This is a genomic window from Caballeronia glathei (genome assembly GCF_000698595.1).
GTDB classification, from domain to species: domain Bacteria; phylum Pseudomonadota; class Gammaproteobacteria; order Burkholderiales; family Burkholderiaceae; genus Caballeronia; species Caballeronia glathei.
Map to the genome: position 1 here is coordinate 1 of NZ_JFHC01000005.1, position 19,634 is coordinate 19,634.

Consider the following 19,634-nt stretch of genomic DNA (forward strand, 5'->3'; position numbering starts at 1 on the left):
ACCACCCACTGAGAATTCAAAAGAGGCCTTTTTAATGAGTCGTTCGGCGGGTTTCTTTGTAGTAGTAGTGGTCATTTAACGCCTTTAAACGCAAAACCTTACTGCGGTGGCAGCAAACGTGTCCTGCGTTGACGCATAGAGCGTTGCCGCCGGTTCGTTTTCCGGCAAGTGACGGCTCGCGCGGTTCCAGGCCGCGCGAGCCATCGCCCGTCAGCCCATGTGCAGCCCGCCGTTGAGCGAGAAGTCCGCACCGGTCGAGAAGCCCGATTCCTCCGATGCCAGCCACGACACGATCGAGCCGATCTCGTCCGGGCGGCCGAGACGGCGCACCGGAATCGTCGCGACGATCTTCTCCAGCACCTCGGGGCGGATCGCCTTGACCATGTCCGTGCCGATATAGCCTGGCGACACGGTGTTGACCGTCACGCCCTTGGTCGCCACTTCCTGCGCGAGCGCCATCGTGAAGCCGTGGATGCCGGCCTTCGCCGTGGAGTAGTTCGTCTGGCCGAACTGCCCCTTCTGGCCGTTCACCGACGAAATGTTGATGATCCGCCCGAAACCGCGCTCCACCATGCCGTCGACCACCTGCTTGGTCACGTTGAAGAGGCTCGTCAGGTTGGTGTCGATGACGGCCGTCCAGTCCTCGTGCGTCATCTTGCGGAACACGACGTCGCGCGTGATGCCCGCGTTGTTCACCAGGATGTCGACCTCGCCGACTTCGGCCTTCACCTTGTCGAAGGCGTTCTTGGTGGACTCCCAGTCGCCGACGTTGCCCTCGGACGCGATGAAGTCATAGCCGTTCGCCTTCTGTTCCTCGAGCCATTTGACACGGCGCGGAGAGTTCGGGCCGCAACCCGCGACGACCGTATAGCCGTCCTTATGCAGACGCTGGCAGATGCTTGTGCCAATGCCGCCCATGCCGCCCGTCACGTACGCTATGCGTTTCGTCATTCCTCACTCCATTTTCGTTATGCGGGAAGCGCCCGCCTGCTGCCCGTGCGCTTCCCGCCTGGCCCTTGCCCGTTCTGGCCTTCGCTCTTACGGACGCTCGACCGCCAGCGCCACGCCCATGCCGCCGCCGATACACAGCGACGCCAGGCCCTTCTTCGCATCGCGCTTCTGCATTTCGTGCAGCAGCGTGACGAGGATCCGGCAACCGGACGCGCCGATCGGGTGCCCGATCGCGATCGCGCCGCCGTTGACGTTGATCTTCGACGTGTCCCAGCCCATCTGCTTGTGCACCGCGAGCGCCTGCGCCGCGAACGCTTCGTTGATCTCCATCAGATCGAGATCACCCACCGACCAGCCCGCGCGCTCCAGACAGCGCTTCGATGCCGGCACCGGGCCCATGCCCATCACCTTCGGATCGACGCCCGCGTTCGCGTAGGCCTTGATGCGCGCGAGCGGCGTGAGGCCGAGCGCCTCGGCCTTCTTCGCCGACATCACGATCACGGCGGCCGCGCCGTCGTTCAGGCCCGATGCGTTGGCGGCCGTCACCGTGCCTTCCTTCGAGAAGGCGGGCTTCAGGCTCCCGAGCGCTTCGGCCGTCACGCCGTGGCGCACGAATTCGTCGGTGGCGAACTTGACGGGGTCTCCCTTGCGCTGGGGAATGTCGACCGACACGATCTCCTCGTTGAAGCGGCCCGACTTCTGCGCGGCTTCGGCCTTGTTCTGCGAGAGCGCCGCGAACTTGTCCTGATCCTCGCGCGAGATGCCGTATTCCTTCGCGACGTTCTCGGCGGTCGTGCCCATGTGGTACTGGTTGAACACGTCCCACAGGCCGTCGACGATCATCGAGTCGATCAGCTTCGCGTCGCCCATGCGAAAGCCGTCGCGCGAGCCCATCAGCACGTGCGGCGCGGCGCTCATGTTTTCCTGGCCACCCGCGATCACGATGTCGGCGTCGCCTGCGATGATCGCGTTGGCCGCCAGCATCACCGCCTTCAGGCCCGAGCCGCAGACCTTGTTGATCGTCATGCCGGGAACGGCCGAGGGCAGCCCCGCCTTGATGAGCGACTGGCGTGCGGGATTCTGTCCGGAGCCGGCGGCGAGCACCTGGCCGAGGATCACTTCGCTCACCTGCTCGGGTTTCAGGTTCGCGCGCTCGAGTACCGCGCGGATCACGGTTGCGCCCAGTTCGGGTGCTGCGATCTTCGCGAGCGACCCGCCGAATTTGCCGACCGCGGTACGTGCGGCCGATACGATCACTACGTCAGTCATTTTCAGTTTCCTCTGGCAACGAATGTTAAAGCGGGGTCGTCATGCCGCGCGCGTCGCGCACGGCCGGACGACGAAACGGTTACTGGTCACGCTGCAGCACATAGCGGCCGGGGGCCGGCTCGATGACAGGGTACTGCTTCGACCCGGGCGCCGCCGGCGCCTTCGTCTTCTTGCCCGCGTAGCCGTCGAGCCAAGCGGTCCAGGTGGGCCACCAGCTTCCCGGATGCTCCGTCGCGGCTTCGAGCCAGGCGTCCGGGTCCGCCGGCAACGCCTTGTCGTCGGTGTCGAGAATCCAGAAGCTGCGCTTGTTCTTCGCCGGCGGGTTGATGACGCCCGCAATGTGCCCCGAAGCGCCGAGCACGAATTTCTGCGGCCCGGCAAGGAGCGGCGCCGACGCGTACGCCGACGTCCAGGGCACGATATGGTCCTCCCGTGAACCGTAGATGAAAGTGGGCACGTCGATGCGCGACAGATCGACCGGTTCGCCGCACGTCGTGACCTTGCCCGGCTCGCGCAGCTTGTTTTCCAGATACGTGTTGCGCAGGTACCAGACGCACATCGGCCCCGGCAGATTGGTCGAGTCGCTGTTCCAGAAGAGCAGATCGAACGCCTGCGGCGTTGCGCCCTTCAGGTAGTTGTCGACGACGTAGTTCCACACCAGATCGTTCGGGCGCAGATACGAGAACGTGTTCGCGAACTCGAAGCCGCGCATGAGCCCGGGCGGCGTGCCGCCCTTGCCGCCGATCGTCTGCTCGCGCATCTGCACGTGCGCCTCGTCGACGAAGACGTCGAGCACGCCGGTGTCGGAGAAGTCGAGCATCGCGGTGAGGAGCGTCATCGACGCCGCCGGGTGCTCGCCGCGCGCCGCCGCCACCGAAAGCGCGGTAGCGAGGATCGTTCCGCCGATGCAAAAGCCGAGCGTGTTGATCTGCTCGCGCCCGGTGATCGCCTTGACGGCTTCGATCGGATCGAGCACGCCTTCCTGCACGTAGTCGTCCCAGGTCTTGTGCGCGATCGACTGATCCGCGTTGCGCCACGACAGGATGAACACCTGATGGCCGGCATCGAGCGCATGGGCGACGAGCGAGCTCTGCGGCTGCAGGTCGAGGATGTAGAACTTGTTGATGCACGGCGGCACGATCAGGAGCGGCCGCTCGAAGACTTCTTCCGTATGCGGCTTGTACTGGATCAGTTGCAGCAGGTCGTTCTCGAACACGACCGACCCTTCCGTCGTCGCGATGTTCTTGCCGACGACGAAACGCGACTCGTCGGATTGCGAGATCTTGCCGCGCTGCATGTCATGCAGCAGATTCAGCATGCCCTGGCGCAGACTCTCCCCCTTGCTCTCGATGAGCGTCTGCTGCGCTTCGGGATTGAACGCGAGAAAGTTGCTCGGCGAGGCCGCGGCCGTCCACTGCTGCACCGTGAAGCGGATGCGCTCGCGCGTCTTGGGATCGGCCTCGACGGCGTCGGCGAGTTCCTGGAGATAGCGCGCGTTGAGCAGATACCACGCGGCCGTGAACGCGTAAGCCGGCGTGGACTGCCACGCCGTCGTGCTGAAGCGCCGGTCCTTCAGCGCTGCGGGGTCGATGCTCTGCGCGCTCGCCTGCTTGAGCAGGTCGATCACATCGCGCGAATAGTCGCCCTGCAACTGCTGAAGACGCTCCGGCGCGATGGCCGCGCCCGGAATCTGCGGCATCGCCGGCATGGCAGGCATCGCGGCGCCGAAGCCGGGCATGCTGCCCGCGAGCTTCGAGAAGTCGGGCATGGTGCCGAGCTTCGCGAAATCAGGCACCGTCGGCATCGCGAACGGCGCCGCCGGCATTCCGGGAACAGCTGCGAAAGCGGCGAACGGATTGGCCGATGCCGCTGCCGACGCTGCGGCATTGCCGCCGTCGGGGCCAGTCGGCTGACCCGGCTGCGCCTGCTGCGCGAGCGTCGTCCACTGTGACGGATCGGCGACCGAACGCCATGCGTTGAGCCATTGCTCGAACACTTGCTGCACGCCGGCCGTGTCGGCGGGACGCGTTCCGGCCGATGTGCTGTCGGCGGTATCTGGGCGGGAAGTTGAAGAAGAAGTTTTGGAGGCAGCCATACCCGCTTTTGACCTGTGAGTCTCGAAAGACTGATTGCTGTTGCAGGCGCTGTGTAGGGCTCGCCGAGACCAGCGCGCAATGCGACGCGCTACTGCGCGGTGGAAGGTGACCTTGCCACGTCGTGCCCGATATTTGACATTCCGGGAACATTCTTGCTCCCGAGGATCAGGCATGTCAATGCTTTGCCCCGATTTTGCCGCAGTGCGATATTTTTTTAATTATCGTTTTCCCCATGCGATCATTTCATCTTCCGTGAGCACGCATGCACGGCCCTTCCCGTCGGCAGTCCAGGGCCCCGCGGACGCGGAATATCAACCGAAATCGAGCAGTGCAGGAAACCCCCGGCCGGTACGATGTGCCGGTCGAAGCGGGATTCCGGATGCGATCACCCGGGATCCGCGAAACCGTGTCTGACAAATCCGCTCGCGGCCGATAAAAGGCCGCCTGAAGTCCGCTTGACGCCGCTTGATGCCGCCTGAGATCGCTCGATGCCGCCGCTTGATGCCGCCTTAGATCGCTCGATGCCGAATAAGGCCGCTTCGCAATGCCCGGGCAACCCTTTCGCGTGGGCGGCGCCCGGGCGCGGCAGGTTTCAGTCGGCGAGCCAGATCATCGCGGCCATGCGGCCCGTCACGCGGTCCCGCCGATACGAATAGAAGCGTTCGCGCTCGGTGACCGTGCAGTGCGTGCCGCCCTGCACGCGCGCAGGGTCGACGCCCGCGACTGCAAGCCGCAGCCGCGCGAGCGCATAGATGTCCGAGAAGTACTTGTGCGGCGCCTGCGCCCGCGTGAAGGCGCCGGCGGTCGCGTCGCGCTGCGCGGCATCGGCGGCCGAGACGAACGCGTCGAGCACGTCCTCGCCCACTTCGAACGCCGCCGGGCCGATCGCCGGCCCGAGGTACGCATGCAGGCTCGCCGTGCTGGCGCCGGCGAGCGTGGCCACCCGGTCGGCCGTCTTCTCCACGATACCCGCGGCCAGGCCCCGCCAGCCCGCATGCGCCGCGCCGACCGCGCGTCCGGACTCGTCGCACAAGAGCACCGGCAGGCAGTCCGCCACCATCACGACGCACACCGCGCCCGTGCTCCCGGTCACGCTCGCGTCGGCCTTGACCGGCTGCGCAGCCTGCGAAGGCGAGCCCGCACAGCGGTCGATGACCGCGCCCGCGTCCTGAATGTCGGCGCCGTGAACCTGTTCGAGCCACGCGGCGGCGGGCGCCTGCGTCAGCGCCATCACGCGAGCCCGGTTCTCCGCTACGGCAACGGGCGAATCCCCCGTGTGCAGGCCGAGATTCATGCCGCCCGCGCCAGGCGAGCCGCCGTACGGCGGCAGGCTGACCCCGCCGTTGCGCGTCGTGACGAACGCGCGCACGCGCGGCGACACGCGCCATTGCGGCCACAGGCAGTCCTCGTTACGCAGCGGCGCGAAACCCTCGCTCATTCTTCGTCGTCCTCGTAGTCGCCTTCGACTTCTTCGCCGCCTTCCCCGCCTTCGTGGATCTCGTAGGCCTCGTCCATCTCATATTGCTCGATGAAGTCGTCCTCGTCGCCGTCGAGATCCGCGTCTTCGTCGCGGCCGAGGCCGAGCGCCGCCGCGAGTTCCTCGATGTCCGCGGGCACGTCGGCGCGCCAGTGCACGTCCTTGCCCGTCGACGGGTGAATCAGGCCGAGCCGCCACGCATGCAGCGCCTGACGCTCGAAGCCGCCCGGCAGCGGCGTGACCGAGCGCTTGCCGCGCGCGCGTCCGTAGACCGGGTCGCCGAGCAGCGGGTGGCCGCTGTGCGCGCAATGCACGCGGATCTGGTGCGTGCGGCCGGTTTCCAGATCGCAATGGATCGCCGACACCGGCTGCCCATGCCACAGCGCGCGGTCGATTGTGCGAAAGTGCGTGCGCGCGTGCTTGCCCGACGCGCTCTCGACCACCGCCATGCGGGTGCGGTCGCGCGGATCGCGGCCGATCGGGGCGTCGATCGTGCCTTCGTCCGGCATGTTGCCCCACACGAGCGCGACGTAGCGGCGCTTGACCGTGCGAGCCTGCAATTGGCGCGTGAGGAGCGTCTGGGCCTCCAGCGTGCGCGCGACCACCATCAGCCCCGACGTCTCCTTGTCGAGCCGGTGCACGATGCCCGCGCGCGGCAGCCCGGAGGCGGCCTCGCCGTAGCGGTACAGCAGGCCGTTGAGCAGCGTGCCGCTCCAGTTGCCCGCCGCGGGATGCACGACCATGCCGGCCGGCTTGTTGATGACGACGAGCGCGTCGTCTTCATGGATGATGTCGAGCGGCACCGGCTCCGGCGTAAACGCGAGCTGCTCGGGCAGCAGGTCGGGCACGAGCGTGATGCTGGCGCCAAGCGGCACCGGCTGGCGGACCTTCGCGGGCGCGCCGTCGATGCGCACGCGCTGTGCTTCGATCCAGCCCTGCAGGCGGCTTCTCGAGAACTCGGGAAACATCTTCGCGAGCACCTTGTCGAGGCGCTCGCCGGCGAGTTCGTCCGGAACGCTCGCGACGCGCGGCGTTTCGGCGTCGGCGCGGCGCTCGGCGAGCATGGTCGGCACCGCGCCGGCGCCCTCTGCGCCCGCCTGCCCGCCCGGCCCGGCGGGCGGGCAGGCAGGCTCCGAATCGGCCGGACGAGCGTCGTCGGGCGTGGCGCTTGGGCTATAATCTTCGTTGCGATCTTTGGTACGACGAGTACTTGAGCGGGTCATTTAGACGGAAAGCCAGGAAATAGCTAGGAAATGCGAGCACTGATGCGAGCCCTGAACACCATTCATCAATCGATGCAGAAATCGATCAAGTACCTGGCGCTGGCCGCTGGCGTTGCCATTGTCGCGGGTTGCCACGGCCTGCCCGAAAAGACCGACGAGACGGCAACATGGAATAACAACAAATTATATACGGAGGCGCAGGACTCGCTTTCCGGCGGCGACTGGGGCAAGTGCGCGAAATACTTCGAAAACCTCGAAGGACGCGACCCGTTCGGCCAGTTCGCGCAGCAGGCGCAGATCAACGTTGCGTACTGCAACTGGAAGGATAGCGAAACGGCCGCCGCCGACCAGGCTATCGACCGCTTCATCAAGCTGCATCCGGATCACCCCCAGATCGCGTACGCGTACTACCTGAAGGGCATGATCCACTTCAACGACGACCTGGGTCTCTTCGGCCGCTTCTCCGGCCAGGACATGAGCGAGCGCGACCCGAAGTCGCTGCGCGAGTCGTATGACGCGTTCAAGGTGGTCGTCGACCGTTATCCGGACAGCAAGTACGCGCCCGACGCGGCGCAGCGCATGCGCTATATCGTGAACGCGCTGGCGTCGCACGAGGTCCACGCCGCCGACTACTACTTCCGGCGCGGCGCCTACGTTGCGGCGATCAACCGCGCGCAGCTCGCCATCCGCGAATACAAGAACGCGCCCGCCACCGAAGACGCGCTGCACATCATGATGCTGTCGTATCAGAGGCTCGATCAGCCGCAACTCGCCGACGACACCAAGCGCGTGCTCGCCGCCACGTTCCCGGACAGCCCGTATGTCACCGGCAAGCGCCGCCCCGGCACCGAGAAGGCGTGGTACCAGATCTGGTAAGCCGCACGCTCGCGGCAGCATGAAAAAACCGGCCACTTCTGGCCGGTTTTTTTATTCCTCCGCCTCTGCCACTGCGCCCGCCGGATCGGCAAAGAACTCCCGCACGACATCGATCTCGCGCGTACGCTTGAATGGCGGCAGGCTCTGCCAGATGCGCCGGCCATAAGGCTTGTCGACGAGACGCGTGTCACAGATCATCAGCACGCCGCGGTCGGTTTCCGCGCGAATCAGGCGTCCCGCGCCCTGTTTGAGCGTGATCACCGCCTGCGGCAACTGATGCACGGCGAACGGGCTCAGGCCCTTCTTCGTCAGCGCTTCGAGGCGCGCCGAGAGCACCGGGTCGTCGGGCGGTGCGAATGGCAGCTTGTCGATCACGACGAGCGAGAGCGCATCGCCGCGCACGTCCACGCCTTCCCAGAAACTCTGGCTCCCCACCAGGATCGCATTGCCGTACGCGCGAAAGCGATCGAGCAGTTCGGTGCGGCTCGCGTCGCCCTGCACGAGGAGCGGATAGTCCCAGCCGCGCCGCTCGAGCGTGTCGCGCAGGCGCATCGAGATGCGGTCGACGGCGCGCAGCGTCGTGCACAGCACGAACACGCCGCCGCCCGAAGCCTCGATCGCCGGCAGCGCCGCTTCGAACACCGCATCGGTGAACTGCGGCGACGACGGCTGCGGCAGGTTCCGCGGCACGTACAGAAGGCCCTGCGTGGGATAGTCGAACGGGCTCGGCAGCGTCATCGAGCGGCGCGCGTTGAGCCCCATCTGCGCGGCGTAGTGCGTGAAGTCGCCGCGCACGGAAAGCGTCGCCGACGTGAAAATCCACGCGCGCGGCACGCCCGCGCGCTGCTTTGCGAAGATCGGCGCAACGGAAAGCGGCGTCTCGTGCAATTGCACCGTGTGCGAGAACACTTCGATCCAGCGCACCTTCTCGTTCGGATCGGTCATCGCGGCTTCTTTCGCGGCGGCCTCGTCCTCGACGACCGCGCGCTCCGTCGATGTCGGCGGCGAAGTCCAGCCGGACAGCAGCCCCTGCAGTTCGCGCGCGCGGCGCACGAGCGCCTGGAGCGACTCGGCGCGCTCCGCGTGCGCCGAAAGCGCGGCGGCGAGCGCGTCGAGGTGCGTCTGCAGCGTGTCGAGCGCTTCGAAAAGCGGATGATCGTCGGCGAGCTGGCCGAGCGACATGCGCACCGAATCCTCCCGGAACGCAAGGCGCACGTCGCGCGCCGCGCGCTCGAGCGCGGCGCCGAGCTTGGTCCAGTCGGTCGCGTCGCGGGCGTGGCCGAGGCCTTCCGCCACCGAATCGCGGGCCAGTTCGAGGAACTGCGTGGTCGAGACCGTTTCGCCGAAAAAGAGCGTCGCCGTCTCGGGCAGCTGATGCGCCTCGTCGAAGATGATGGTGTTCGCGGTCGGCAGCAGCTCGGCCATGCCGGTGTCGCGCAGCATCACGTCGGCGAAGAAGAGGTGATGGTTCACCACGACGATATCCGCCTGCTGCGCCTCGCGGCGCGCGTGCATCACGAAACATTCCTTGTAATGCGGGCATTCCTGGCCGAGACAGTTGTCGCGCGTGGACGTGACCATCGGCCAGACCGGCGAATTCTCCGGCACGCTCGCGAGCTCGGCCTTGTCGCCGGTGCGCGTGATTTTCGCGAAACGGATGATCTCCTGCAGATGCGACGTGTCCTGGCGCGTCGGCAGGCGGCCGTTGTCGGCGGTGCGCTGCAGGTAGTAGTGACACAGATAGTTCGCGCGGCCCTTGAGCATCGCCACCGACACCGGCACGGCGAGCGCATCGCGCACGGTCGGGATGTCGCGCTGGAACAGCTGGTCCTGCAGGTGCTTGGTGCCGGTCGAGACGATCACCTTGCCGCCCCAGAGCATCGCCGGGACGAGATAGGCGTAGGTCTTGCCGGTGCCCGTCCCCGCTTCGACGATCAGCGTGTTCTCGCCGCCGTCGATCGCGGCCGTCGCCGTGGCGATGCCGAGGTCGTCCGCCGGCTGCTCGCCGGGTTCGTACGGCTTGTCCGACGGCCCGAGCCTGCGCGCGGGGCGGCGCTGCGCCTCGAACATCGCGGGTTCGGGCATCGCGCGGCCGGACGCCTCCATCGCGGCGGCGACGGCGCGCGCCATCTCGATTTGCGAGGCGCGTGCGCGATAGCCTTCGATGGCGCGCGCAAGCAGGCCGTCGGCGGAGAAGATCGAGTCCAGCTCGGCGCGGCGCTTGTCCGCGAGCATGAGCGGCGCGGCGCCTTCGGCGGCATGACCGGCCGCTTTCGCGCCTGTGTTCGCGTCTGTGTTCGATAGGGTTGCGGGTGAATTCAAGGCGAGCGGTTCCTGCTTGTGCGATGCGGCCCGCGAGCCGCGGCCCCGCGCGGCACGACACGGGCCAAACGCGGGGCAAACGTGCGGCAAGGCGCCGGAGCGCGGGTCGCTTTGGCGCGCTTCAGTGCGCGTCGGGTTCCAGCTGCAATTGCAGCAGGATGATGGTGTCTTTCACTTTGAGCTTGCGCTTTTTCAGGCGCCTCAACTCCAGGTCGTTGATGCCGGGCACGTTGGCCATCCTGCCGATCAGGCTGTCGAGGCCATGATGCTCCGACTGCAACTGTGCAATGCGCTCGCGGATCACGGCTGCATCGATTGCTACGGCTGGCGCTGCGGTCAAACGTTGCTGCATGCTCGCCTCCTCTCGTTACGAGACGCGGCGCCCGATGGCACCGCGTCGCCCGAGGTTGCTGTACGGCCCGAAGATGCTACTTGCTTTGCTGCTGTTGCTGTTGCTGTTGCTGTTGTTGCTGCTGCTTGATCTGCTGCTGGCGCGCCTGCTCTTTCTGCGCGTCGAGCGCGCGCTGCTGCTCCTTCGCGGCCGCCTCCTTCTGGCGCGCCTCGACTTCCGCCTTGTGCAGCGCCGCCTCGCGTTGCTTCTCTTCAAAGCGCTGCGCCTTCTGGTCGCGATCGCGCGCATCCTGCGCCCCGCGCGCACGCGCCTCGTCGAGCTGCTTCTGGTAGTCGGCCTGCTTGCGATCGTACGCGGCCTGATTTGCCGCGCGCTGCGGCTCTTCCGCGTTGCGCTGGGCAGCAGCCAGTTCGTTCTGGCGCTGCTTTTCGGCGAAGCTCGCCTCGTTCGACTTTTCGGTCGTCGCGCGCGCCGGCGCGTCCGCCTCGTACTGCGCACGCTTGATCGCCGTCTGCCGGTCGCGCTCGCTCGCGTGCTGGACGCGCTGCTCTTCATCGAGCGCAAGCTGTTCCGTACGGATCTGCTGCCGGACCACGCGCATCGCGTTGCGCGCGTTGTCGAGGCAGTGATTCACGAAAAACTTGCTATAACAATTGTGCTGCGCGACGCCATAGCGATAATTGTTCTCTTCCGAGCGCAGGTCCAGCGCCTTCTGCCGGCTTTCGAAATCGTTGCCGGCCGGCGTGCCCGCTGCATCGTCGAGCGGCTTTTCGGTCACGGACGTCGTCGCGTCGATCGGCTTTGGCGTCTGTGCGGACGCTGCCTGCGGCAGCAGCAAGAGCGACCACGCGATGGCCACCACACCCGCGAGCCGCAGCACGGCAGAGGACGAAACGACTGCGGGATCCGGCGCAATCGCGGACGATGCGCAGGGCAATGCGTGTGAAAGGCGGGAGGTCGGCAACGTGGTAGACAGGCGGCTTGAACGATCCCGAAATTCTATCACCGCCCGCCAGAGCCCTTTCGCATTTATGGCAAAATGCCCCGCTTCACCAACCCGGCCGACGTGCTCGCGCCCTTAAAGCTCGCCACGAGCGACACGAGGGGAGCGCCGATGCCCTTGATGAGCCAGCAGGCAGTGCAGAAACCCATGACGGAAACCGTAGCACTCAAGATCGTACAGCGCATCGCCACCGAGTTGACCGTGCAGCCGCGCCAGGTCGCCGCCGCCGTGCAACTCCTCGATGAAGGCTCAACCGTCCCGTTCATTGCCCGGTATCGCAAGGAAGTGACCGGCAATCTCGACGATACGCAACTGCGCACGCTCGAAGAGCGGCTCATGTACCTGCGCGAACTCGAAGACCGCCGCGCGTCGATCATTCAGAGCATCGACGAGCAGGGCAAGCTGACTGACGAACTGCGTGCCGCGATCGAAGGCGCCGACAGCAAGCAGGTTCTCGAAGACCTGTATCTCCCCTACAAGCCGAAGCGCCGCACGCGCGCGCAGATCGCCCGCGAAGCCGGGCTCGAGCCGCTCGCACAGGCGCTTCTCGCCGATCCGGCACTCGATCCGCAGACCGAAGCCGCGAAGTTCGTCGATGCGGAGAAAGGCGTCGCGGACGTGAAAGCCGCACTTGACGGCGCGCGCGACATTCTCTCCGAACAGTTCGGCGAAACGGCCGACATCCTCGGCAAGCTGCGCAATTACCTGTTCAACCAGGGCAGCGTGATGTCGAAGGTTATCGACGGCAAGGAAGGCGAGGAAGGCGAGAAATTCCGCGACTACTACGACTACAGCGAAACGATCCGCACGGTGCCGTCGCATCGCGCGCTCGCGCTCTTTCGCGGACGCAACGCCGGCGTGCTGATGGTGAAGCTCGGTTTGGGCGAGGAACTCGACGCGCTGGTGCCCCACCCCGGCGAAGCGATGATCGCCCAGCACTTCGGCATCGCGAATCAGGGCCGCCCGGCCGACAAATGGCTCTCCGACGTCTGCCGCTGGTGCTGGCGCGTGAAGGTGCAGCCGCACATCGAGAACGAACTGCTCACGCAGTTGCGCGAAGAGGCGGAAGCGGAGGCGATCCGCGTGTTCGCGCGCAATCTGAAGGACCTGCTGCTCGCCGCGCCAGCGGGCCCGAAGGCCGTGATCGGACTCGACCCGGGCCTGCGCACCGGCGTGAAGGTCGCGGTGGTCGATCGCACGGGCAAGTTGCTCGCGACCGACACCATCTACCCGCACGAGCCGCGCCGCGACTGGGACGGCTCGCTCGCGAAGCTCGCGCGTCTCGTGCGCGCGACGCAGGCGGAACTCGTCAGCATCGGCAACGGCACGGCGTCGCGTGAGACCGACAAGCTGGCGAGCGAGCTGATCGCGAAGCATCCCGAGCTGAAACTGCAGAAAATCGTCGTGTCCGAAGCGGGCGCGTCCGTCTATTCGGCTTCCGAGCTTGCCGCGAAGGAGTTTCCGGACCTCGACGTGTCGCTGCGCGGCGCCGTGTCGATTGCCCGCCGGCTGCAGGACCCGCTCGCGGAGCTCGTCAAGATCGACCCGAAGGCGATCGGCGTCGGGCAGTATCAGCACGACGTGAACCAGCGCGAACTCGCGCGCTCGCTCGACGCAGTCGTCGAGGATTGCGTGAACGCGGTCGGCGTCGATGCGAACACGGCGTCGGTGGCCCTCCTCGCCCGCGTGTCGGGCCTGAACGCGACGCTTGCGCGCAATATCGTCGACTTCCGCGACGCGAACGGGCCGTTCCCGTCGCGCGAGCATCTGAAGAAGGTGCCGCGTCTCGGCGACAAGACGTTCGAGCAGGCCGCCGGGTTCCTGCGCATCAACAACGGCAACAATCCGCTCGACCGTTCGTCGGTGCACCCCGAGGCGTATCCGGTCGTCGAGCGCATTCTCGCGAAGATCAACAAGCACGTCGCCGACGTGCTCGGCAAGCGCGAGGCGCTGTCGGGGCTGTCGCCGGCGGAATTCGTCGACGAGCGCTTCGGGCTGCCCACCGTGCGCGACATTCTTGCCGAGCTCGAAAAGCCGGGCCGCGATCCGCGCCCCGAGTTCAAGACGGCGACGTTCCGCGAAGGCGTCGAGAAGATTTCCGATCTCGCGCCGGGCATGGTGCTGGAAGGCGTGGTGACGAACGTCGCGGCTTTCGGCGCATTCGTCGATATCGGCGTGCATCAGGACGGACTCGTGCACGTCTCGGCGATGTCGACGAAGTTCATCAAGGACCCGCACGAAGTCGTGAAGGCGGGCCAGGTCGTGAAGGTGAAGGTGCTGGAAACCGACGTGAAGCGCCAGCGCATTTCACTGACGATGCGGCTCGACGACGACTTCGCCGCTCCCGGCGCCTCGGCGGGCGCGGGCGCAGGCTCGCAACGTGGCGCCCAGGATCGGCGCGGCGGCGGGAGCAACCGCGACGCGCGCGGCAACGGGCGGCGCGAGCCGGAGGCTTCGGGCGCGATGGCGGCGGCGTTCGCGAAACTCAAGCGCTAACGCGGTCCAAAGGCAAGAAAAAAGCCGTTCCGAAGCGATTCGGAACGGCTTTTTCGTTTCAGATGCAAACGACGATCGACGATCAGATCTCGATCTTCGTCCCCAGTTCGACCACGCGGTTTGCCGGAATGCTGAAGAAGTCGGTCGGCTTGGCGGCGTTCTGGTGCATCCACGCGAACACGCGCTCGCGCCACACCGACATGCCCGGCAATTCCGTCGGCACGACCGTTTCGCGCGCCATGAAGAACGACGTGTCCATCAGCTCGAAGATCATCGCGTGCGTGCGGCTGATCTGCTCGAGCACGGCCTTCACGTCCGGTGTCTCGTTGAACCCGTACGCGGCCTTGACGAGAAACAGCCCGCCACCGATGTCCTTCACCTCGAGCCGCTCGGCGTCGTCGACATACGGAATGTCGCGCGTGATGAAGTTGAGGAAGATCGTGCGCTCATGCAGCACCTTGTTGTGCTTCAGGTTGTGCAAGAGGCTCACCGGCACGAGCGAATCGCTGCCCGTCAGATAGATCGCCGTGCCCGACACGCGGTGCGGCGGGTGCGCGAGCAGCCCCTGCAGGAACGGCATGAGCGGAATGCCGTCGGCGGCCGTGCGGTCCTTCACGATCATGCGGCCCTTGTACCAGGTCATCAGCAGGAAGAACAGCGCCCCGCCGATGCAAAGCGGCAGCCACCCGCCCTGCTCGATCTTCAGCAGGCTCGCGCCGAAAAAGCCCAGGTCGATCAGGAAGAACACGCTGATGATGGCGGTGACGAGCACCTTGTTCCAGCCCCAGAGCTTGGTCATCACGACCGACGCGAGCATCGTGGTGACGATCATCGTCGCAGTGACGGCGAGGCCGTATGCCGCCGCGAGGTTTTCCGAACTCTTGAAGCCGATCACGATGCACAGGATGATGAAAAGCAGCATCCAGTTCACGAGCGGGATATAGATCTGGCCGATCGCGAGATCCGACGTATGCAGGATCTTCATGCGCGGCACGTAGCCGAGCTGGATCGCCTGGCTCGTGAGCGAAAAGGCGCCCGAAATGACCGCCTGCGATGCGATGACGGTTGCGATCGTCGAGAGGATCACGAGCGGCAGCAGCGCCCACTGGGGAGCGAGCAGAAAGAACGGGCTTTCGACGGCGTGCGGCGAGTGCATCAGGAGCGCGCCCTGGCCGAAGTAGTTGAGCAGGAGCGACGGCATCACGAGACCGTACCAGCCATAGCGAATCGGCTTCACGCCGAAGTGGCCCATGTCGGCGTAGAGCGCTTCCGCGCCGGTCAGCACCAGCACGACCGAGCCCAGCACGATGTAGGCCTGCAGCACGTGCTCCGCCATGAAGGACATGGCGTAGTAAGGATTGAGCGCGACGATCACGCCGGGCTCCAGCACGATGTGATACACGCCGAGCACGGCGAGCGTGGCGAACCAGAGCACCATGATCGGCCCGAACCACTTGCCGACCACCGCCGTGCCGCGCCGCTGGATCCAGAACAGCATCACGAGGATGACGATCGTGATGGGAATCACGTACGGCGTGAGCTTGGGCGCCGCGACTTCGAGGCCCTCCACGGCCGAGATCACCGACATCGCCGGGGTGATCACCGCGTCACCGTAGAACATGCAGGCCCCGAAGATGCCGAGCATCATCAGCACGCCGGACATTCGTCCCGACTCGCGGAAAGTGCGCAACGCAAGGGTCATGAGCGCGAGCACGCCGCCTTCGCGGTTGTTGTCGGCGCGCATCACGAAGAGCACGTACTTGATGCCGACCACGATCACGATCGCCCAGAAGATCAGCGAGATCACACCGAGAATCGACGCCTCCGAGAGCGCGATACCGTGCGACGGGCTGAACGCTTCCTTGAGCGCATACAGGGGACTCGTGCCGATGTCGCCGAACACGACGCCGATGGCGGCGAGCGCGAGCGTCGAAAGAGGCTGTTTGCGCTCTTGCGCGTGAGTCATGTTAGTCATAAACGCGAGTATCCGTTTGGGGCGGAAAAAACGAACGCCATTCTAACGTCGCACGCAAAAACGCCAGTCCCCGTGTTGTCGGGGCGCCACGTGGGCCGGGAAAGGCGAGTTTAGCATTGCGCACGCGGCGCGGCGGTGCATCGGCGGACGTTTTGCTCAAAGGCCACGCATCTTCCGACGCCCATGAAAAACGCCGTTCGGCCATGCCCGGGGCATGAGCGAACGGCGTCGGGAGAGATTGGCGAGAGACCGGCTCAGCCGCGGCCGTCCTGCATGCCGCGCTTGATCCACGCGCCGAGATTGTGCGGACGCACCGTGTCCCATTCTTCGAAGGGCTGATGAATCCACGGGTTCGTTTCGAGATACTGCACGTGGTAGTCGGGCTTTACCTTCGAGCACGCCTTGTACCACAGCACCGCCGAGCGGACCGAGGTGATCGCCGGATAGCGTTCCTTCAGATGCTCCTGCACGCGCGCGAGGGTCACGCCGGAATCCACCAGGTCGTCGACCAGCAGCACGTTGCCCGACAGGTCGCCGCGCGTCATCGTGATGTACTGGGCGATGTCGAGGGCGCCCTGCTCGGTGCCCGCCGCTTCGCGGTAGGAGCTCGTCGCGAGTATCGCGAGCGGCAGGTCGTAGATGCGCGACAGCTGGTCGCCCACGCGCAGCCCGCCGCGCGCAAGACACAGGATCTTGTCGAACTTCCAGCCGGATTCGTGCACGCGCAACGCGAGCAGTTCGATCAGCCGGTGATATTCATCCCAGCCGACCCAGAGATTCTTGTCGTCGTTGCGCGGGTCCGTCATCGCGATCATTCTCTTACTCTTTCAAATGCATACTGCGGTTGAATACGAAATGTGGCCGCTCAGTGCGGCCACATTTTTGAAACAATCAGTCCCGGTCGAGCGAAACGCGCTCAGACCTTGAACGGATGGCGAAGCAGGATGGTTTCGTCGCGGTCCGGTCCGGTCGACACCATGTCGATCGGCACGCCGGCCACTTCCTGAATGCGCGTGAGATACGCGCGCGCGTTTGCAGGCAGGCCATCCCATTGCGTGATGCCGATGGTGCTTTCCTTCCAGCCGCCGAACGTTTCGTACAGGGGCTCGCAGCGCTGCACTTCCGACGCGCCGCGCGGCAGGATGTCCACCGGCTTGCCGTCGAGCGTGTAGCCGACGCACAGTTTCACTTCGTCGAGGCCGTCGAGCACGTCGAGCTTCGTCATGCACAGGCCCGAGATGCCGTTGATCTGGATCGAGCGGCGCAGCGCGGCGGCATCCAGCCAGCCCGTGCGGCGCGGCCGGCCCGTGACCGAGCCGAATTCCTTGCCGACGGTGGCAAGCGTGAGGCCGACCTGCTCCTGGCGCTCGGCGTTGTCGGCGTCGTACAGCTCGCTCGGGAACGGACCCGCGCCGACGCGCGTGCAATACGCCTTCGTGATGCCGAGAATGTAGTTGAGCTTTTGCGGGCCGACGCCCGCGCCGGCGGTTGCCGCGCCCGCGACGCAATTGCTCGACGTGACGAACGGATACGTGCCGTGGTCGACGTCGAGCAGCGTGCCCTGCGCGCCTTCGAACAGCAGATTGCGGCCCGCATGGTTTTCGTCATACAGACGCCGCGACACGTCAGTGACCATCGGCGCGAGGCGATCGGCGTAGCCGAGCATCGTGTCGAGTGTCTCCTGATAGTCGACCGCTGCCGCGCCGAGGTATTGCGTCAGCACGAAGTTGTGGAAGTCGAGCGTTTCGCGCAGGCGTTCGGCGAAAACCGGCGCGTCGAACAGATCCTGGACGCGCAGTCCGCGGCGGCCGACCTTGTCTTCGTACGCCGGGCCGATGCCGCGCCCGGTCGTGCCGATCTTGCCCGCGCCGCGGCGCGCTTCGCGGGCCTGGTCGATGGCAACGTGGTACGGCAGGATCAGCGTGGCCGCTTCGGAGATGAAAAGACGCTTCTGGACGTCGACGCCCGCGGCTTCCAGCTCGCCGATTTCCTTGAAGAGCGCTTCCGGCGACAGCACGACGCCGTTGCCGATATAACACGCCGTGCCCGCGTGCATGATGCCCGAGGGAATCAGGCGCAAGATGGTTTTCTTGCCGCCGATGATGAGCGTGTGGCCCGCGTTATGACCGCCCTGGAAACGCACGACGCCCTGGGCGTGGTCCGTCAGCCAGTCGACGATCTTGCCTTTGCCCTCATCACCCCACTGGGTGCCCACCACGACGACATTGCGCCCCGGGTTCACATTCACTGCACTGGCAGACATGTCAATTTGTTAGCTGGTTAAAAACGTATTTTACCTATGTTCGCGGCAGGTTCCGAGTTTTTCGGGCTGCGCGCGAACGCATGTCGATCAGCGGACGCTGAAAAAAGCCGTGGCCGATCAAGGATATGGCGCGTGAGCGCCTAGTTTCGGGCCTCGACGGTCCATTGCCCGTCGCCCTCGACGAGCACGCGGTCGAACGCGAATTCGTCCAGATCGTGATCGTGGCCGGGCAACGCCTGGATCACCACTTCGCCCGCGTCGCGCAGGGCCGCGACGGCCGCGCGAAGCGGCTCGTCGTGCTTCCACGGCGCGAGGATGGCGCTGCCGCGCGCATCGATCGGCGAAATGCGCGCGACTTCGCGCAAATCGAGCGAAAAGCCCGTGGCGGCGCGCGCGCGGCCGTACGCGAGCCCGACGTCATCGTAACGGCCGCCGCGGGCGACCGCGTTCGGCACGCCGTCGACATACGCCGAGAACATCACGCCGCTGTGATAGGCATAGCCGCGCAGGTCGGCGAGGTCGATCATCAGTTCGGCGCTCTCGACCTGGGACGCGAGAAACGCGAGGTCGTCGAGCGCACGGGCGATCACCGGCAGGTTCGGCAGACGGCCGCGGGCGGTATCGAGCACGGATGCGTCGCCATACAGCGACGGCAGCGCGCGCAGCGCTTCGCGCGGCACCTGGCCGAGATGGGCCGTCAGTTCATAGAGGCGCGGCACGTCCTTCGCGCCGAGCGCGTCGTAGAGCGCCTCGCCGAGCGACGCCGCCGCCGGCTCCAGTTCGAGCAGCGCCGCCAGCACGCCCGCGTGGCACAGATCGAGCCGCACTTTCGTCAGACCCGCGAGATGCAGTGAGTCGAGCATCAGCGTCTGGATTTCGAGATCGGCTTCGAGGCCCGCGTGGCCATAGATTTCCGCGCCGATCTGGATCTGCTCGCGCGTCGCGTGCAGGCCGCGCGGACGCGTGTGCAGCACGTTGCCCGCGTAGCAGAGGCGCGTCACGCCCTGCCGGTTCAACAGATGCGCGTCGATGCGCGACACCTGCGGCGTGATGTCCGCACGCAGTCCGAGCGTGCGCCCGGATAACTGGTCGACGAGCTTGAACGTGCGCAGATTGAGGTCCGTGCCGCCGCTCGTCAGCAGCGACTCGAGGTATTCGAGCATCGGCGGCATCACGAGTTCGTAGCCGTACGAACGGAACCGGTCGAGCAGGCGCCGGCGCAGCTCCTCGATCTTGCGGGCTTCCGACGGCAGCACGTCGGCAATGTTCTCGGGAAGTAACCAGGTCGACATCTATGCGTTTCCTACGGGGTGTTGAGGGCGAAGAGCGGG

14 protein-coding genes are annotated in these 19,634 nt (G+C 65.9%); 2 read left to right on the forward strand and 12 right to left on the reverse strand.

Annotation, left to right across the window (positions count from 1 at the left end; translation table 11 throughout):
* Positions 1-210: 210 nt before the first annotated feature.
* The 5 genes from BG61_RS05395 to BG61_RS05415 form a co-directional block, all read right to left on the reverse strand.
* Complete coding sequence (locus BG61_RS05395; protein WP_035930412.1) at positions 211-951, reverse strand: 3-ketoacyl-ACP reductase; 741 nt, start codon at positions 949-951, stop codon at positions 211-213.
* A gap of 87 nt (positions 952-1,038) precedes the next feature.
* The gene (locus BG61_RS05400; protein WP_035930415.1) at positions 1,039-2,220 is read right to left on the reverse strand and encodes an acetyl-CoA C-acetyltransferase; all 1,182 of its coding nucleotides are present in this window, start codon (positions 2,218-2,220) and stop codon (positions 1,039-1,041) included.
* Between the two features lie 79 nt (positions 2,221-2,299).
* On the reverse strand, positions 2,300-4,315 hold the full coding sequence (phaC, locus tag BG61_RS05405) for a class I poly(R)-hydroxyalkanoic acid synthase (protein ID WP_035930429.1): 2,016 nt from the start codon (positions 4,313-4,315) through the stop codon (positions 2,300-2,302).
* 593 nt (positions 4,316-4,908) lie between these two features.
* Positions 4,909-5,754: a peptidoglycan editing factor PgeF gene (gene pgeF, locus BG61_RS05410; protein WP_035930431.1), complete on the reverse strand. Its 846-nt coding sequence runs from the start codon at positions 5,752-5,754 to the stop codon at positions 4,909-4,911.
* Positions 5,751-7,016: an RluA family pseudouridine synthase gene (locus tag BG61_RS05415; RefSeq protein ID WP_035930434.1), complete on the reverse strand. Its 1,266-nt coding sequence runs from the start codon at positions 7,014-7,016 to the stop codon at positions 5,751-5,753. Before BG61_RS05415 ends, pgeF begins: the two co-directional genes overlap by 4 nt.
* A gap of 42 nt (positions 7,017-7,058) precedes the next feature.
* On the opposite strand from BG61_RS05415, the gene BG61_RS05420 reads away from it, so the two are divergent.
* Positions 7,059-7,892, forward strand: coding sequence for an outer membrane protein assembly factor BamD (locus BG61_RS05420; RefSeq protein ID WP_035930686.1), 834 nt, complete (start codon positions 7,059-7,061; stop codon positions 7,890-7,892).
* A 51-nt stretch (positions 7,893-7,943) separates the two neighbouring features.
* Here BG61_RS05420 and BG61_RS05425 read toward each other — a convergent pair whose 3' ends face one another.
* From BG61_RS05425 to BG61_RS05435, 3 genes are all read right to left on the reverse strand, one after another.
* The gene (locus BG61_RS05425) at positions 7,944-10,214 is read right to left on the reverse strand and encodes a DNA repair helicase YoaA (protein ID WP_035930438.1); all 2,271 of its coding nucleotides are present in this window, start codon (positions 10,212-10,214) and stop codon (positions 7,944-7,946) included.
* Positions 10,215-10,335: 121 nt separating this feature from the next.
* Positions 10,336-10,566, reverse strand: a complete 231-nt coding sequence (locus BG61_RS05430) for a DUF465 domain-containing protein (RefSeq protein WP_051672303.1) — start codon at positions 10,564-10,566, stop codon at positions 10,336-10,338.
* Positions 10,567-10,642: 76 nt separating this feature from the next.
* Positions 10,643-11,443, reverse strand: a complete 801-nt coding sequence (locus tag BG61_RS05435) for a hypothetical protein (RefSeq protein WP_051672310.1) — start codon at positions 11,441-11,443, stop codon at positions 10,643-10,645.
* Between the two features lie 273 nt (positions 11,444-11,716).
* Here BG61_RS05435 and BG61_RS05440 point away from each other — a divergent pair, with 273 nt between their 5' ends.
* Positions 11,717-14,065, forward strand: a complete 2,349-nt coding sequence (locus BG61_RS05440) for a Tex family protein (RefSeq protein WP_035930703.1) — start codon at positions 11,717-11,719, stop codon at positions 14,063-14,065.
* Between the two features lie 82 nt (positions 14,066-14,147).
* Here BG61_RS05440 and BG61_RS05445 read toward each other — a convergent pair whose 3' ends face one another.
* The 4 genes from BG61_RS05445 to BG61_RS05460 form a co-directional block, all read right to left on the reverse strand.
* Positions 14,148-16,040: a potassium transporter Kup gene (locus BG61_RS05445; protein WP_035930441.1), complete on the reverse strand. Its 1,893-nt coding sequence runs from the start codon at positions 16,038-16,040 to the stop codon at positions 14,148-14,150.
* 254 nt (positions 16,041-16,294) lie between these two features.
* Entirely contained in the window at positions 16,295-16,855 is a 561-nt protein-coding gene (locus BG61_RS05450) for a phosphoribosyltransferase (RefSeq protein WP_035930445.1), read from the reverse strand.
* A gap of 101 nt (positions 16,856-16,956) precedes the next feature.
* A complete protein-coding gene (locus tag BG61_RS05455; RefSeq protein WP_035930447.1) occupies positions 16,957-18,303 on the reverse strand; it encodes an adenylosuccinate synthase in 1,347 nt (448 codons plus the stop codon).
* Between the two features lie 140 nt (positions 18,304-18,443).
* Positions 18,444-19,595, reverse strand: coding sequence for an ATP phosphoribosyltransferase regulatory subunit (locus tag BG61_RS05460; protein ID WP_035930451.1), 1,152 nt, complete (start codon positions 19,593-19,595; stop codon positions 18,444-18,446).
* Positions 19,596-19,634: the final 39 nt, after the last annotated feature.

Excerpts from the sequence above, each read along its gene's own strand:
- BG61_RS05395 (WP_035930412.1), bottom strand. The coding sequence starts at position 951 with ATGACGAAACGCATAGCGTACGTGACGGGCGGCATGGGCGGCATTGGC.
- BG61_RS05400 (WP_035930415.1), bottom strand. The coding sequence starts at position 2,220 with ATGACTGACGTAGTGATCGTATCGGCCGCACGTACCGCGGTCGGCAAA.
- phaC (WP_035930429.1), bottom strand. The coding sequence starts at position 4,315 with ATGGCTGCCTCCAAAACTTCTTCTTCAACTTCCCGCCCAGATACCGCC.
- pgeF (WP_035930431.1), bottom strand. The coding sequence starts at position 5,754 with ATGAGCGAGGGTTTCGCGCCGCTGCGTAACGAGGACTGCCTGTGGCCG.
- BG61_RS05415 (WP_035930434.1), bottom strand. The coding sequence starts at position 7,016 with ATGACCCGCTCAAGTACTCGTCGTACCAAAGATCGCAACGAAGATTAT.
- BG61_RS05420 (WP_035930686.1), top strand. The coding sequence starts at position 7,059 with ATGCGAGCCCTGAACACCATTCATCAATCGATGCAGAAATCGATCAAG.
- BG61_RS05430 (WP_051672303.1), bottom strand. The coding sequence starts at position 10,566 with ATGCAGCAACGTTTGACCGCAGCGCCAGCCGTAGCAATCGATGCAGCC.
- BG61_RS05440 (WP_035930703.1), top strand. The coding sequence starts at position 11,717 with ATGACGGAAACCGTAGCACTCAAGATCGTACAGCGCATCGCCACCGAG.
- BG61_RS05445 (WP_035930441.1), bottom strand. The coding sequence starts at position 16,040 with ATGACTAACATGACTCACGCGCAAGAGCGCAAACAGCCTCTTTCGACG.
- BG61_RS05450 (WP_035930445.1), bottom strand. The coding sequence starts at position 16,855 with ATGATCGCGATGACGGACCCGCGCAACGACGACAAGAATCTCTGGGTC.
- BG61_RS05455 (WP_035930447.1), bottom strand. The coding sequence starts at position 18,303 with ATGTCTGCCAGTGCAGTGAATGTGAACCCGGGGCGCAATGTCGTCGTG.
- BG61_RS05460 (WP_035930451.1), bottom strand. The coding sequence starts at position 19,595 with ATGTCGACCTGGTTACTTCCCGAGAACATTGCCGACGTGCTGCCGTCG.